The organism is uncultured Dysosmobacter sp., from assembly GCF_947631635.1.
GTDB lineage: Bacteria > Bacillota > Clostridia > Oscillospirales > Oscillospiraceae > Oscillibacter.
Genome location: NZ_CANRMB010000035.1, coordinates 25842 through 38432, shown reverse-complemented (window position 1 = coordinate 38432; position 12591 = coordinate 25842). Strand labels below are relative to the sequence as shown.

The following is a 12591-nucleotide window of genomic DNA, read 5'->3' as shown; positions in this document are numbered from 1 at the left end:
ATCGCTCCAAACATCCAGGGATTGCTGTGCCATTTTCTCTCTTTGACTTCCTTTAACTGCGTGTTTGGACACTCCCGTCGCTTCGCTTTCTCTTGACAAAATCCGACAATGCGCTTACTATAAAAAGGCAATTGTGCAGTATAGTAAACTTTTTGCCGGAGAGGATGGCGTTTTGATGGAGCTGAACCGCGCCGTTGCTGAAAATATCAAGCGGATCCGCAAGAGCAAGAAAATGAGCATGGAGCGCACGGCGGCGGTGGCCGGCGTGTCCCGCAGCATGCTGGGACAGATCGAACGGGGAGAGGCCAATCCCTCTGTGGCGCTCCTGGGCAAGATCGCGGCGGCGCTGAAGGTGCCGGCGGAGGTCCTGCTGGAGAACGACGATTTTGAATCCCTGCTGCTCAGCCGGGAGCTGGACAACAAGCCCCAGCGGATGGACAGCGGCAAGACCGTGCTGCGGCCCAGCTTTCCCTATGACGACACCACCCGGCAGGAGAGCTTTTTCCTGGACCTGTACATCAGCGCCCAGTATGCGCCGGAGCCGTCAGTGCCCGGCTGTGTGTGCCACGCCACGGTGGTGTCCGGCACCGTCAGTCTGACGGCGGAGGAGCAGGTGTTCCAGCTGCTGGAGCGGGACGCTCTGCGGTTTGCGGCGGACCGGCCCTACCGGTTCGTGAACATGACCAACTCCACCGCGCGGCTGGTGCTGATGTATCAATATCTGAAATAAGGAGCCTGTTCCCATGCGCATCCGTACCGCCACAATGGAAGACCTGCCCGCTGTGACCGCCGTGGAGGCGGCCTGCTTTCCCGCCGCCGAAGCCGCCGGGGAGGCGGACTTTGCCGCCCGGCTGCACGTCTATCCCGACCATTTCTGGCTGATGGAGGACGAGGACGGGACACTGGTCAGCTTTATCAACGGCCTTGTCACCGACGAGCCGACCCTCCGGGACGAGATGTATGAGGACGCCTCCATGCACGACGAAAAAGGGGCCTGGCAGATGATCTTCGGCGTCAATACCCTGCCGGCGTACCGGAGACAGGGACTGGCGGCACAGGTGATGGAGCGGGTGATCGCCGACGCCAGGGCTCAGGGCCGCAGGGGCTGTGTGCTGACCTGCAAGGACCGGCTGATCCACTACTATGAAAAATTCGGTTTTCAGAATGAAGGCGTGTCCCAGTCCGTCCACGGCGGCGTGGTCTGGTATGACATGCGGCTGACATTTTAAGAGGGCGGAAGGAGAGGTGTGCCATGGCGAAGAACAATGGGAAAAAGGATGTGGCGGGAGGCCTGGGAATTTTAGCCGCCGCCATGTATCTCTGCTTGAAGGGCCTGAAAAAGGTGGATGAGCGCCTGCGGCAGAAGAAAAAATAAAATGGAGAGAAAAAAGCGCCCGGCACAGCGGGGCGCTTCTCTTATTTCAGGAACTTTTTCACCCGCTGGGACAGGACCACCGCCAGCGCCAGCTTGCACAGGTCCGGCAGGATAAAGGGGGTCACGCACAGGCCCAGGGCCTTGGACAGGTCCATGGAGCTGTCGGACATGCTGAATACCTTTAAGAACCAGACGGTGCCGAAGGCGTAGCATGCGGCCAGCCCCAGCACGCAGGCGGCCGCCGCCACCGGGAGGGAGGTGCCAAGTTTGGCGGTGATGAGCCAATAGAGCAGGGCGGTGGCCACAAAGCCGATAATATAGCCGCCGGTGGCGCCCAGCAGAACGCCGGGGCCGCCCTGAAAGCCGGAGAACACCGGCAGTCCTACCAGTCCCAGCAGCAGATAGACAAGGACCGCATAGGTGCCCCGGCGGCCGCCCAGCGTCAGCAGTGCCGCAAAGACGGCAAACGTCTGGAGGGTGAAGGATATGGTCATGACGGGAAGGGAGATCCAGGCACAGACGGCAATCAATACGGAAAACAGGGCGATATAGGCCAGATCCAGCGTCCGGAGACGGGGAGCGGCCATGTTGGCAGATGTCATGGGAAAAGCCTCCTCTTTTGCTGTTGGGAAGAGCATACAGCGGAACAGTCAATATGTCAACCGTCAAAATAAACAAGGTTAACAAGCGGAGGAGAGAGAAAAGAGGGGGAGTCTCCCTCTTTCCCGGATCAGACAGCGGTATGTGTGCAGACCTCCCGGACCTTGGCCTGAATGGACTTCAGATCCTCAAAGGTGTCCGGCCGCTTGTTCACATCCCGCAGCAGCGCGGCGGGATGGTAGATGGCGGTCATCTGAACGCCGCCCCGCTCAAACCATTGCCCGTGTTCGCTGGTGATCTTGAAGTCCTCTTTGATGATGGCCTTGGCGGCGATACGGCCCAGGCAGACAATGATCTTGGGGCGCAGCAGAGCCGTCTGCCGCCGGAGCCAGCCGATGCAGGCGTCCTGCTCCACGTTCAGCGGGTCCCGGTTCTGAGGCGGGCGGCATTTGACGATATTGGCCACATAGACCTTGGTGCGGTCCAGATTGATGATCTCCAGCATGTCGTCCAGCAGCTGTCCGGCTTTGCCCACAAAGGGAACGCCCTGTTCGTCCTCGTGCTGGCCGGGACCCTCACCGATCAGCAGGATCTCCGCGTCCTCGGCGCCGTCGCCAAAGACGACATGGGTCCGGGTCTCCGCCAGACCGCAGCCGCAGCAGCGCATACATTCGTTTTTCAGAGCATCCCAGGTATCCGGCATAAAAGTCCCTCCTTATTTTTGTGCGCGATAGACATACCGCAGTCCGTCGTCCTCCAGCACAGCCAGGTTGCCGTCGCTCCGCCGGTAGACGGCGGCCCCAACGATATCGTGGTTGGCCTGGAGATCCTTTTCCGGGGTGCGGTCAAGAGCTGCTGCGCCGGTGACCTCGCCCAGATAGGTGAGATCCTCCTGGGGCTCCAGGGTGTGGCGGCTGGGGGCCAGATAGGTGACGCCATCCACCAGCAGCACCGGCGGCCGGGCGAAACGGGGACGAAAGAGGTATGCAGCGGAGATCAGCACCACCACGACCAGCAAAATGGGCAGCCCGCTGTTGGCAAACCAGATAAGCTTTTCGCGGATGGAAGAGGCTTTCATGGCGGTGTGCTCCTGTCACAGAATTCTATATATGAAATATACCACAGAAAAACAGATGACGCAATGGGCGCATAGCCGTACCGCTCCCGGGCACAATGAGGAAAAAGGAGGGACGGTATGGCCCGCTGGCTCTGGTACTTTTGGATATACAGCTTTTTGGGCTTTTTGCTGGAGAAGGGGTTCGCGGCAGCCACCCATGCGGAGAACCAGACCCGGAAATGCTTTTTGCTGCTGCCGCTGTGTCCGGTGTATGGCCTGGGGATGCTGGCGGTATTGGCGCTGCCGCCTGTGTTTCAGCGGGGGATCTGGCTGGTGCTGGGCGGCGCGGCGGTGACGACAGCGGTGGAATACGGGGTCCATTGGCTCTATGAGACCTGCCTTGGGGTGCGGTTTTGGGACTATTCCCATGTGCCTGGCAATGTGAATGGCCGGGTCTGCCTGCCCTTCACGCTGGTATGGGGACTGCTGACCGCCCTGGCGGTATGGCTGGTCCAGCCCGGGGTCGAGGCGCTGGCGGCCATGGTCCCGGCGGAGGCGACATACCTGTTTTTGCTGGTATTCACCGCGGACGCGGTGTGCTCCGCCCGGTTTTTGCGGGTGACCCACGACGTCAGGGGCCTCAGGATGGCGCTGGGAGGATAAAACACCGGGGACGGCTTTTGCCGTCCCCGGTGTTTTGTGGGAACCCCAAGCGTTTCATATGGCCGCCGCTTTCGCGGGCACCTTGGCGGACAGCCATTGGTACAGGTCCTCAAAGACCATCTCCCGGCAGTCCTCGCACAAAATCTCGTGCCGCAGTTCGGGATACAGCCGGATGGACACATCCCGGACACCGGCCCTTTGGAAGCTGCGGCAGGCCCGCTGGACGCCCTTGCCGCAGTCGCCCACCGGGTCCATGGCGCCGGAGATGAAGAGGATGGGGATATGGACATTCATCTTTTTCAGGTTTTCCGGCTTGGCGATGAAGGTCAGCCCGCCCAGCATCTCCTGGAACAGGCCGGAGGTGGGGGTGCCGCCGCACAGGGGGTCCGCCAGATAGCGGTCCACATTCGCTGTGCTGACAGACAGCCAGTCGGAATTCGTGCGGTTGGGGGCAAAAATTTTGTTGTAAGCCCCAAAGGCCAGCTTTTCCACAATGGGGCTGGCTCTGTCCTCGCCGATGCGGGCGCTCTCCTCGGCGGCGATGGCTTTGCCCGCGGCGATCAGGGCGGGGGACTGCTGTCCCGTGCCCATGATGACGGCGGCGTCCACGGTGCCGGGATAGCGGATGAGATAGGTCCTGACCAGGAAGGAGCCCATGGAGTGGCCCAGCAGGAAATAGGGGACGCCGGAGAAGCGTTTGCCCGCCAGGCCCCGCCGGGTGTAGATGTCGTCCGCCACCCAGTTCCAGCTGCCCTTGGGGCCGAAGTAGAGGCGGGAGGCCCCCTCTGCCACGGAATCTCCATGTCCCAGGTGGTCGTGGCCCACCACGGCAAAGCCCCGGTCCGTCAGATATTCCGCAAAGGGCTCGTACCGCAGAATGTACTCCGCCACGCCGTGGGAGATCTGCAAAACAGCCCGTACCCCGCCCTCCGGCAGCCACTCCACCGCGTGGATATTCGTTTTCCCGTCGGCGGAGGGAAATGTAAATTCATGTCGCACCATGGAACATACAGCCTCCTTCTGGCAGCATTTGCGTATTTTTCTATATGTTACCATAGATCATCCGAGAATACCAGAGGCGGAATTTGTCCTGTTTAAGCGCAGGGCTGCCCATTTACAGCTCCGGCAATTTCGCCGGCGTATCTTGAACGGGGGAGATACCCATGGTATAATCAGAACGACAAATTTATTATTTATCAGGCAGCTTGACAAATCCTTTTCCGCCCTGCATTCGGCGGCACAAACCTGAAAGAGGGATTTTTTATGGAGACCTATATCGCCGCACTGGACCAGGGGACCACCAGCTCCCGCGCCATTTTGTTCAACCGGGCCGGGGAGATCGTCTCCCGCGCCCAATATCCCTTCCGGCAGATCTATCCCCAGCCGGGCTGGGTGGAGCACGACCCCATGGAGATCTGGGCCACGGAGAAGCGGGCGCTGGCGGAGGCGGTGGACGCCGCCCACATTGACCCCAAGCAGATCGCCGCCGTCGGCATCACCAACCAGCGGGAGACCACCATTTTGTGGGACCGGACCACCGGCCAGCCGGTGCACAACGCCATCGTCTGGCAGTGCCGCCGCACCGCCGCCATCTGCGACCAGCTGAAAGCCGACGGCCTGGGAGACGCCGTGGCGGATAAGACCGGCCTGCTGATCGACGCCTATTTTTCCGGCACCAAGATCAAATGGCTGCTGGACGGCATCCCCGGCGTCCGGGAGCGGGCGGAGCGGGGCGAGCTGTGCGCTGGAACAGTGGACAGCTGGCTGATCTGGCGGCTCACCGGGGGACGGGCCCATGTGACGGACTATTCCAATGCCTCCCGCACCATGCTGTTCAATATCCACACCCTGCAGTGGGATGGGGAGCTGTGCGGGGCGCTGGGCATTCCCATCCAGCTGCTGCCGGAGCCACGGCCCAACAGCGAGGCTTACGGCTGCATCGCGGCGGACATCCCGGGGCTGGAGGCCCTGGCGGGCATCCCCATCTGCGGCAGCGCGGGGGACCAGCCGGCGGCGCTGTTCGGACAGGCCTGCTTCACGCCGGGACAGGCGAAAAATACATACGGAACCGGCTGCTTCACCCTGATGAACGTGGGCCGGGAGCCTGTGCGGTCCAAGGCGGGGTTGGTGACCAGCGTGGGCTGGTCCGTGGGCGGCCAGGTGACCTACGCGCTGGAGGGCAGCGTGTTCAACGCAGGCAGCACCATCCAGTGGCTGCGGGACGAGCTGGGGCTGATCGAGACGGCGCCGGACTGCGACCGGCTGGCGGAGAGCGTGCCGGACGCGGGCGGGGTGTATGTGGTGCCCGCCTTTACGGGGCTGGGCGCGCCCTACTGGGATATGTACGCCCGAGGCACCATCGTGGGCCTGACCCGAGGCACCACCAAGGCCCACCTGGCCCGGGCGGTGCTGGACTCCATCGCCTTTCAGGTGACGGACCTGGTGCGGGCCATGAACGCCGACGCACCCTGCCCGCTGACCACCCTGCGGGTGGACGGCGGCGCGTCGGTCAGCGACATTCTGATGCAGACCCAGGCGGACCTGCTGCGCCTGCCTGTGGACCGGCCCGCCCAGGTGGAGACCACCGCCTTCGGCGCGGCGGCGCTGGCGGGCCTGGCCGCCGGCGTGTGGGGGAGCCTTGCGGAGGTGAGCGCCCTGCGTCGCAGCCAGCACCTGTTCCAGCCCCAGCGGGACGCGGCGGCCTGCGCCGCAGATTACGGCCAGTGGTGCCGTGCGGTGGGACGGTCCCGGGCATGGATTGAAAACGAACTGTAAACAAACAGAATTCTTGTTGCATTCGCCACCAAAGTGAGGTATACTGGTGCCAAACACCTGGGAAACTGGGAAAAAACGGAATTTAAAACAGGCCGGAGGGCCGAGCGTGAAAGGAGTTTTTCAGCATGGCTTTTTTTGATGAACTGACCAGGAAAGCAAAGGATGTGGCCGCTGTGGCCGCGGACAAGGCGAAGGACGCCGCGGAGCTGACGAAGATCAGCGTCGCCATCGCCGGCGAGCAGAAGGAGATCGACAAGAACTACCGCACCATTGGCGAGTGGTTCGTCAGCGAATATGAGGGCGAGATCCCCGACGCCGTCCGGGATCTGGTGGAGGCCGTCAACGCCAGCAAGGCCAAGATCGCCGAGCTGGAGGCCAGCAAGCCCGCCAAGGAGGAGCCGGTGGTGGAGGCCGCGCCCGCCGCAAAGACCTGCCCCATCTGCGGTGCGGAATCCGACAGCAAGTTCTGCCCCCAGTGCGGCGCGCCCATGGGCGAGTGATCCAGCCAAACGGAAAGTCCGGCGCGGAAGCGCCGGACTTTTTTTCTCAGCAGTGGGGAAATGTGGCTTTTGTCATATGGCTCCGCGCCGCAGGCACGGTATGATGGAAAAAGCGGAGGAGGGCACCCCATGGCACTGTTTGAAGCGAAGTCTCTCTCCCAGACCTGTTCGCTGGAAAACGCGGCGGAGGACTGCCGCTCCGCCAGGCGGCCGGAGCTGCCCATCGACCGGGCCACCTCGCCCCGGCGGTAAGTTTGGCAAAAAAGGCACCCGCAGGACTCCTGCGGGTGCCTTTTTAGTATCAAAACTTGTTGCGGATGACCTGGGTGTAGGTGCCGTCCGCCAGGGAGATGTACCGCACGAACAGGGACACCTTGTTGTCCGGGTTCAGAGACGCCCACATCTGGTCCGCCAGGGTCTCGGCGTCAGGGGCGTCCAGCACCACCCGCTCCGGCTCGCCCTCGAAGGAGGGGAGGGGGCTGCCGTCGCCCATGTAGGTGTGGATGAAGCGGCCCTCGCCGGCCAGGGGATGGTCATAGGTGTAAAAATACCGGTGGCAGCAGCTGGGATCGCCGTCGGCGCTCTTCAGGATGGACAGCTTGAAGCTGCCGTCCGGGGAGAGGAGGCCGGAGATGCGGGGCGTGTAGTTGGGGGCGTCCGGCTCAAACTCCCGGGTGTGGAGGGCGGAGGCGAAGGTCTTGCCGGCCAGCAGGCCGTCCCGGACGGTGTCGGTCTGGTCGCCGTTGGTGACCACCAGTCCGCGGCCCACCTGGCGGACGGGGTGATAGATGATGAGGCTGGGGTCCGTCATCTTGGAGGGATCGTGGGCCTCGGTGCGGATGCCGTCCTCGGTGACGGTGAACACCCGGTTCCGGGAGTTCTCACTGCGGCCCATGATGAAGTAGGCGGCCACGGCGTACTGGTTGTCGGCGCTGCGGCCCAGGACGATGCCCCGGCCGGGATAGGGGTTGCTTTCCAGCAGTTGGGAGAGGTTCAGCTTGTTCATAATCAGCGGCTCCTTATTTCAAAAGTTTTTTTCGTTCTTGATGATCGGGCAGGTATTGCGCCAGCAGGGCGTAGAACCGGGGACCGTGATTCTTCTCCCGGATGTGGCACAGCTCATGGACCACCACCAGGTCGATGGCCTCCTCCGGGCTGTTCATGAGAAAGCAGAAGAAGCAGAGGCTGTTTTTGGCGCTGCAGCTGCCATACCGTTTTCGGGCGGAGGTGATCTTCAGCCCAGTGGGGACAACGCCCATTTTCCCGCTCCAAAAAGCGACCTTGGGCGGCAGAACGGCCCGGGCTTTTTCTTTCAGCGCCTGGATCTCCTCCGGAGTGGGGGCGGGGGGCATGGCGGCAGCCCGCTGCCGCTGCTGCTCCAGATGCCGGGCGATCCAGGCGGCGTGGCTGTCCACAAAAGCGTCGATGCGGGACCGGGACAGACGCAGGGGGGCCCGCACCAGCACCCGGCAGTCCCGGGTGATCTCCAGCGCCAGCGTTTTCCGGCGGGAGCGGATCAATTCATACTCTTCCATGGGACCAAGGATAGCATGACTGGAGGAAAAACACAAGAAAAAGAAGAATAAAATCGAAAAAAGATGTCGGAACAGGTTTGGAATTCTATAAATTGTGAACAGAATCAAAACAATTTGAGAATTATGATAAAAAAGATTGATTATGAGAAAATAAGGATTATACTAAATTTAAACGAATCATATAAAAGGAGGAAAATATATGCCAAAAGTCACAAAGAAAACGGTGGAGGTCAAACCTAAGGCCAACGCCCGCCTGTCCAAGAAGCCTCCGCTGACGCCTGCGCAGCTGAAACAGCTCGACGCCTGGTGGCGCGCCGCCAACTATCTGACAGCCTGCCAGCTGTATCTGCTGGACGACCCGCTGCTGGAGCGCCCTCTGTCCGCCGGGGATCTGAAACAGACCATCGTGGGCCACTGGGGCACCTGCCCGGGCCAGAACTTTATCTATACCCATCTGAACCGGGTCATCAAGAAGGATGACCTGGACATGATCTACCTCTCCGGCCCCGGCCACGGCGGCAACGCCATGATCGCCCAGGACTGGCTGGACGGCAGCTATACGGAGGTCTACCCCAACATCACCCAGGACAAGGCCGGTATGAAGAAGCTGTTCAAGCAGTTCTCCTTCCCCGGCGGCGTGCCCAGCCATGTGGCGCCTGAGACTCCGGGTTCCATCAATGAGGGCGGCGAGCTGGGCTATTCCCTGGCCCACGCCTTCGGCGCCATCGCCGACAACCCGGACCTGATCGCCGCCTGCGTGGTGGGTGACGGCGAGGCGGAGACCGGCCCGCTGGCCACCTCCTGGCACGGCAACAAATTTGTCAATCCCGTCACCGACGGCGCGGTGCTGCCCATCCTGCACCTGAACGGCTTCAAGATCGCCAACCCCACCATCTTCTCCCGCATGGCCCATGAGGAGGTGGAGAGCTTCTTCCGGGGCTGCGGCTGGGAGCCCCGCTTTGTGGAGGGCGATGACCCCGCCGAGATGCACCAGAAGATGGCCGCCACCCTGGACTGGGCCATCCGGGAGATCAAGCGCATCCAGGAGCACGCCCGGGCCACCGGCGACACCACCCGCCCCCGCTGGCCCATGATCGTGCTGCGGACACCCAAGGGCTGGACCGGCCCCAAGGAGGTGGACGGCAATCCCGTGGAGGGCGCCTACCGTGCCCACCAGGTGCCCATCTCCATGGGACCTGACACGGAGAAGCACCTGCCCCTGCTGGAGAAGTGGCTCCGCAGCTATCACCCCGAGGAGCTGTTTGATGAAAACGGCCGCCCTGCGGCGCTGCTGCGGGACTTCGCCCCCAAGGGGAACCGCCGCATGGGCGCCAATCCCCACGCCAACGGCGGCTATCTGCTGAAGGACCTGCGGACCCCGGACTTCCGGGAGTACGCGGTGGACATCCCTGCCCCCGGCGCGGTGGAGGCCCAGGACATGCTGGTGCTGGGCAGCTACGTCCGGGATGTGATGAAGCTGAACATGGACTCCCGGAACTTCCGCATCTTCGCGCCGGACGAGACGGCCTCCAACCGCCTGCACCCCGTGTTTGAGGTGACGGGCCGCCGGTTCCTGGACCCCCAGATACCCCAGGACGAGCACCTGGACCCCGACGGCCGGGTGATGGACTCCATGCTGTCCGAGCACATGTGCGAGGGCATGCTGGAGGGCTACCTGCTGACGGGCCGCCACGGCTTCTTCAACAGCTATGAGGCGTTTATCCGCATCGTGGACTCCATGTTCGCTCAGCACGCCAAATGGCTCAAGACCTGCTCCGAGCTGCCCTGGCGGCAGGATATCGCCTCTCTGAACTATATCCTGGCCTCCAACGTCTGGCAGCAGGACCACAACGGCTTCACCCACCAGGACCCCGGCTTCCTGGACCATGTGGCCAACAAAAAGGCGGATGTGGTGCGCATCTATCTGCCGCCCGACGCCAACTGCCTCCTCTCCTGCTTCGACCACTGCATCAAGAGCCGGAACTACGTGAACGTGATGGTGGCCAGCAAGCACCCCCGTCCCCAGTGGCTGACCATGGACCAGGCGGTGAAGCACTGCACCCAGGGCATCGGCATCTGGGACTGGGCCTCCAACGACCAGGGCCAGGAGCCGGATGTGGTCATGGCCTGCTGCGGCGACACCCCCACCCTGGAGACCCTGGCGGCAGTGACCATTCTGCGCAAGGAGCTGCCTGAGCTGAAGATCCGGGTGGTGAACGTGGTGGACCTGATGAAGCTCCAGCCCCACACGGAGCATCCTCACGGCCTGACGGACATGGAGTACGACATGCTGTTCACCCAGGATAAGCCCATCATCTTCGCCTACCACGGCTATCCCACGCTGATCCATGAGCTGACCTACCGCCGCCACAACAAACACCTCCACGTCCGGGGCTACAAGGAGGAGGGTACCATCACCACGCCCTTCGACATGCGCGTCCTGAACGACATCGACCGGTTCCACCTGGTCATCGACGTGGTCCAGCGGCTGCACACCCTGGGCAATCGGGGAGCCTATCTGGTCCAGCGCATGAACGACAAGCTGGTGGAGCATCGCCAGTATATCAAGGACCACGGTGTGGACCTGCCGGAGGTCCGGGACTGGACCTGGAACGACGGCAAGGGACTGGAAGGCTGATTGTTCCGCATAGAAAGTCAATAAAAAGCCAGGCGGCCGCCAGATCTGGCGGCCGCCTGGCTGATACAGCGGCTTATTGTTTTTCGGCAGCCTTTTTCCCGCGGGGGCTGCTGGCCCACAGCTCCTCTGAAACCGGGGTCCAGCAGGCGGCATAGCGGTCGCACTTGGCGCACAGGTGGTCGGCACTCTCGGGAGACTGGGGGTCTGTGGACTGGGCGCCGGTGTTCGCTACCATCTGCCGCAGCTTTTCCGGGTTCTCCAGCATGGGGCAGGGGCGGAGCATGTTCTCGTTGAAGGGCTGGCCGTCGTGGTAGGCCATGAACAGGGGAGAGCGGAGGGCGTCCAGCAGAGATTTTTGCCGGATGTTGGCGTCGGAGTAGTGGATGAACACGCAGGGGTCCACATCTCCGTTGGCGTTGATGTGGAGGTACCGCCGTCCGCCGGCGATGCAGCCGCCCACATACTCCGCGTCGTTCTGGAAGTCCATGGCGAACAGGGGCTTGCGGGTGCGGTAGTCCCGGATGCGGTGGTACATGGCCGTCCGCTGCTCCGGCGTGGGCAGAAGCTCCGGCACGGCGTCGTTGCCCACGGGCATGTAGTGAAAATACCACACGAACAGGGCGCCCAGGTCGATCATCTGGTCGTAGAACGCCTCGGAGCTGATGGACTCGAAGTTGGCGCTGGTGTAGCAGCAGGAGAAGCCGAAGGGCAGCTTTTTCCGTTTCAGCAGCTCCGTGGCGGCAATCACCCTGCGGTAGGTCCCCTGGCCCCGGCGGCTGTCGGTGGCGGCTTCGCCGCCCTCCAGGGAGATGGCGGGGACAAAGTTGCCCACCCGCAGAAGCTCGTCGGCAAAGGCCTCGTCGATCAGCGTGGCGTTGGTGAAGCAGAGGAACTGGCAGTCGCTGTGCTTCTCGCAGAGCTTGATGAGGTCCGCTTTGCGCACCAGCGGCTCGCCGCCGGTGTAGATGTACATGTAGATGCCAAGCTCCTTGCCCTGGCGGATGATATCGTCGATCTCATCGAAGGACAGGTTCAGCTTGTTGCCGTACTCCGCCGCCCAGCAGCCGGTGCAGTGGAGGTTGCAGGCACTGGTGGGGTCCAGCAGGATGGCCCAGGGCACGTTGCAGCCATACTGCTTCCGGGCCTCTTCCTGCTTGGGCCAGCCGACCAGGTTGGCGTTGAGGGCGAAATTCACAAAGGTGGTCTTGAGCACCTCCGTGTCCACGTCCCGCAGGATGCGGAGCAGAAGCTGGTGATACACATTGTCCGGGTCGTTGACGGCGGCGCGGATGGCGTCCCGCTGGGGGCCGAATTCGCCGTTTGCGAATTTGTCCGCCCACTCCATCAGTTTGGGAAGGTTCTTCTCCGGGTCTTTGGCGAGATATGCCACCGCCTGTTCGACGCCGAGCTTTTGCAATCTGTGTGGAAGATACATAAAATCAACCCTC

General features: G+C 62.3%; 15 protein-coding genes. 8 read left to right on the top strand and 7 right to left on the bottom strand.

Going from position 1 to position 12591, the window contains the following annotated elements; all coding sequences use genetic code 11:
* Window positions 1-175: 175 nt before the first annotated feature.
* The 3 genes from Q0Z71_RS14890 to Q0Z71_RS14880 are packed head-to-tail and all read left to right on the top strand — an operon-like array spanning window position 176 to window position 1375.
* Window positions 176-730 (top strand): helix-turn-helix transcriptional regulator, encoded by a 555-nt coding sequence (locus Q0Z71_RS14890; RefSeq protein ID WP_298024465.1) that lies wholly within the window; start codon window positions 176-178, stop codon window positions 728-730.
* A gap of 13 nt (window positions 731-743) precedes the next feature.
* The gene (locus Q0Z71_RS14885) at window positions 744-1229 is read left to right on the top strand and encodes a GNAT family N-acetyltransferase (RefSeq protein ID WP_298024463.1); all 486 of its coding nucleotides are present in this window, start codon (window positions 744-746) and stop codon (window positions 1227-1229) included.
* 23 nt (window positions 1230-1252) lie between these two features.
* Complete coding sequence (locus Q0Z71_RS14880) at window positions 1253-1375, top strand: hypothetical protein (protein ID WP_298024461.1); 123 nt, start codon at window positions 1253-1255, stop codon at window positions 1373-1375.
* Window positions 1376-1416: 41 nt separating this feature from the next.
* Here Q0Z71_RS14880 and Q0Z71_RS14875 read toward each other — a convergent pair whose 3' ends face one another.
* The 3 genes from Q0Z71_RS14875 to Q0Z71_RS14865 all read right to left on the bottom strand — a co-directional run bounded on the left by Q0Z71_RS14875 (window position 1417) and on the right by Q0Z71_RS14865 (window position 3053).
* Window positions 1417-1977: a biotin transporter BioY gene (locus Q0Z71_RS14875; protein WP_298024459.1), complete on the bottom strand. Its 561-nt coding sequence runs from the start codon at window positions 1975-1977 to the stop codon at window positions 1417-1419.
* A 128-nt stretch (window positions 1978-2105) separates the two neighbouring features.
* On the bottom strand, window positions 2106-2678 hold the full coding sequence (locus Q0Z71_RS14870; RefSeq protein ID WP_298024457.1) for a uracil-DNA glycosylase family protein: 573 nt from the start codon (window positions 2676-2678) through the stop codon (window positions 2106-2108).
* A gap of 12 nt (window positions 2679-2690) precedes the next feature.
* Complete coding sequence (locus tag Q0Z71_RS14865; protein ID WP_298024456.1) at window positions 2691-3053, bottom strand: hypothetical protein; 363 nt, start codon at window positions 3051-3053, stop codon at window positions 2691-2693.
* Window positions 3054-3170: 117 nt separating this feature from the next.
* On the opposite strand from Q0Z71_RS14865, the gene Q0Z71_RS14860 reads away from it, so the two are divergent.
* Window positions 3171-3695 (top strand): putative ABC transporter permease, encoded by a 525-nt coding sequence (locus tag Q0Z71_RS14860; protein WP_298024453.1) that lies wholly within the window; start codon window positions 3171-3173, stop codon window positions 3693-3695.
* A 54-nt stretch (window positions 3696-3749) separates the two neighbouring features.
* On the opposite strand, the gene Q0Z71_RS14855 is transcribed toward Q0Z71_RS14860, so the two are convergent.
* Window positions 3750-4697, bottom strand: coding sequence for an alpha/beta fold hydrolase (locus Q0Z71_RS14855; protein ID WP_298024452.1), 948 nt, complete (start codon window positions 4695-4697; stop codon window positions 3750-3752).
* Between the two features lie 261 nt (window positions 4698-4958).
* Here Q0Z71_RS14855 and glpK point away from each other — a divergent pair, with 261 nt between their 5' ends.
* From glpK to Q0Z71_RS14840, 3 genes are all read left to right on the top strand, one after another.
* Window positions 4959-6470 (top strand): glycerol kinase GlpK, encoded by a 1512-nt coding sequence (glpK, locus tag Q0Z71_RS14850; RefSeq protein ID WP_298024450.1) that lies wholly within the window; start codon window positions 4959-4961, stop codon window positions 6468-6470.
* A 125-nt stretch (window positions 6471-6595) separates the two neighbouring features.
* Complete coding sequence (locus tag Q0Z71_RS14845; RefSeq protein ID WP_298024448.1) at window positions 6596-6970, top strand: zinc ribbon domain-containing protein; 375 nt, start codon at window positions 6596-6598, stop codon at window positions 6968-6970.
* Between the two features lie 129 nt (window positions 6971-7099).
* On the top strand, window positions 7100-7222 hold the full coding sequence (locus Q0Z71_RS14840) for a hypothetical protein (RefSeq protein ID WP_298024446.1): 123 nt from the start codon (window positions 7100-7102) through the stop codon (window positions 7220-7222).
* Window positions 7223-7271: 49 nt separating this feature from the next.
* On the opposite strand, the gene Q0Z71_RS14835 is transcribed toward Q0Z71_RS14840, so the two are convergent.
* Together Q0Z71_RS14835 and Q0Z71_RS14830 are read right to left on the bottom strand one after the other, a co-directional pair.
* Window positions 7272-7976, bottom strand: coding sequence for an IMP cyclohydrolase (locus Q0Z71_RS14835; protein ID WP_298024444.1), 705 nt, complete (start codon window positions 7974-7976; stop codon window positions 7272-7274).
* Between the two features lie 13 nt (window positions 7977-7989).
* A complete protein-coding gene (locus tag Q0Z71_RS14830) occupies window positions 7990-8490 on the bottom strand; it encodes a M48 family metallopeptidase (RefSeq protein ID WP_298024442.1) in 501 nt (166 codons plus the stop codon).
* A 214-nt stretch (window positions 8491-8704) separates the two neighbouring features.
* On the opposite strand from Q0Z71_RS14830, the gene Q0Z71_RS14825 reads away from it, so the two are divergent.
* Window positions 8705-11143 (top strand): phosphoketolase, encoded by a 2439-nt coding sequence (locus tag Q0Z71_RS14825; RefSeq protein WP_298024440.1) that lies wholly within the window; start codon window positions 8705-8707, stop codon window positions 11141-11143.
* A gap of 73 nt (window positions 11144-11216) precedes the next feature.
* Here the strand turns inward: Q0Z71_RS14825 and Q0Z71_RS14820 are convergent, their stop codons facing one another.
* Window positions 11217-12578 (bottom strand): radical SAM protein, encoded by a 1362-nt coding sequence (locus Q0Z71_RS14820; RefSeq protein WP_298024438.1) that lies wholly within the window; start codon window positions 12576-12578, stop codon window positions 11217-11219.
* Window positions 12579-12591: the final 13 nt, after the last annotated feature.

What these genes read in the sequence shown, in the direction of transcription:
- Q0Z71_RS14890 (WP_298024465.1), top strand. Translation starts at nt 176, where the DNA reads ATGGAGCTGAACCGCGCCGTTGCTGAAAATATCAAGCGGATCCGCAAG.
- Q0Z71_RS14885 (WP_298024463.1), top strand. Translation starts at nt 744, where the DNA reads ATGCGCATCCGTACCGCCACAATGGAAGACCTGCCCGCTGTGACCGCC.
- Q0Z71_RS14880 (WP_298024461.1), top strand. Translation starts at nt 1,253, where the DNA reads ATGGCGAAGAACAATGGGAAAAAGGATGTGGCGGGAGGCCTGGGAATT.
- Q0Z71_RS14875 (WP_298024459.1), bottom strand. Translation starts at nt 1,977, where the DNA reads ATGACATCTGCCAACATGGCCGCTCCCCGTCTCCGGACGCTGGATCTG.
- Q0Z71_RS14870 (WP_298024457.1), bottom strand. Translation starts at nt 2,678, where the DNA reads ATGCCGGATACCTGGGATGCTCTGAAAAACGAATGTATGCGCTGCTGC.
- Q0Z71_RS14865 (WP_298024456.1), bottom strand. Translation starts at nt 3,053, where the DNA reads ATGAAAGCCTCTTCCATCCGCGAAAAGCTTATCTGGTTTGCCAACAGC.
- Q0Z71_RS14860 (WP_298024453.1), top strand. Translation starts at nt 3,171, where the DNA reads ATGGCCCGCTGGCTCTGGTACTTTTGGATATACAGCTTTTTGGGCTTT.
- Q0Z71_RS14855 (WP_298024452.1), bottom strand. Translation starts at nt 4,697, where the DNA reads ATGGTGCGACATGAATTTACATTTCCCTCCGCCGACGGGAAAACGAAT.
- glpK (WP_298024450.1), top strand. Translation starts at nt 4,959, where the DNA reads ATGGAGACCTATATCGCCGCACTGGACCAGGGGACCACCAGCTCCCGC.
- Q0Z71_RS14845 (WP_298024448.1), top strand. Translation starts at nt 6,596, where the DNA reads ATGGCTTTTTTTGATGAACTGACCAGGAAAGCAAAGGATGTGGCCGCT.
- Q0Z71_RS14840 (WP_298024446.1), top strand. Translation starts at nt 7,100, where the DNA reads ATGGCACTGTTTGAAGCGAAGTCTCTCTCCCAGACCTGTTCGCTGGAA.
- Q0Z71_RS14835 (WP_298024444.1), bottom strand. Translation starts at nt 7,976, where the DNA reads ATGAACAAGCTGAACCTCTCCCAACTGCTGGAAAGCAACCCCTATCCC.
- Q0Z71_RS14825 (WP_298024440.1), top strand. Translation starts at nt 8,705, where the DNA reads ATGCCAAAAGTCACAAAGAAAACGGTGGAGGTCAAACCTAAGGCCAAC.
- Q0Z71_RS14820 (WP_298024438.1), bottom strand. Translation starts at nt 12,578, where the DNA reads ATGTATCTTCCACACAGATTGCAAAAGCTCGGCGTCGAACAGGCGGTG.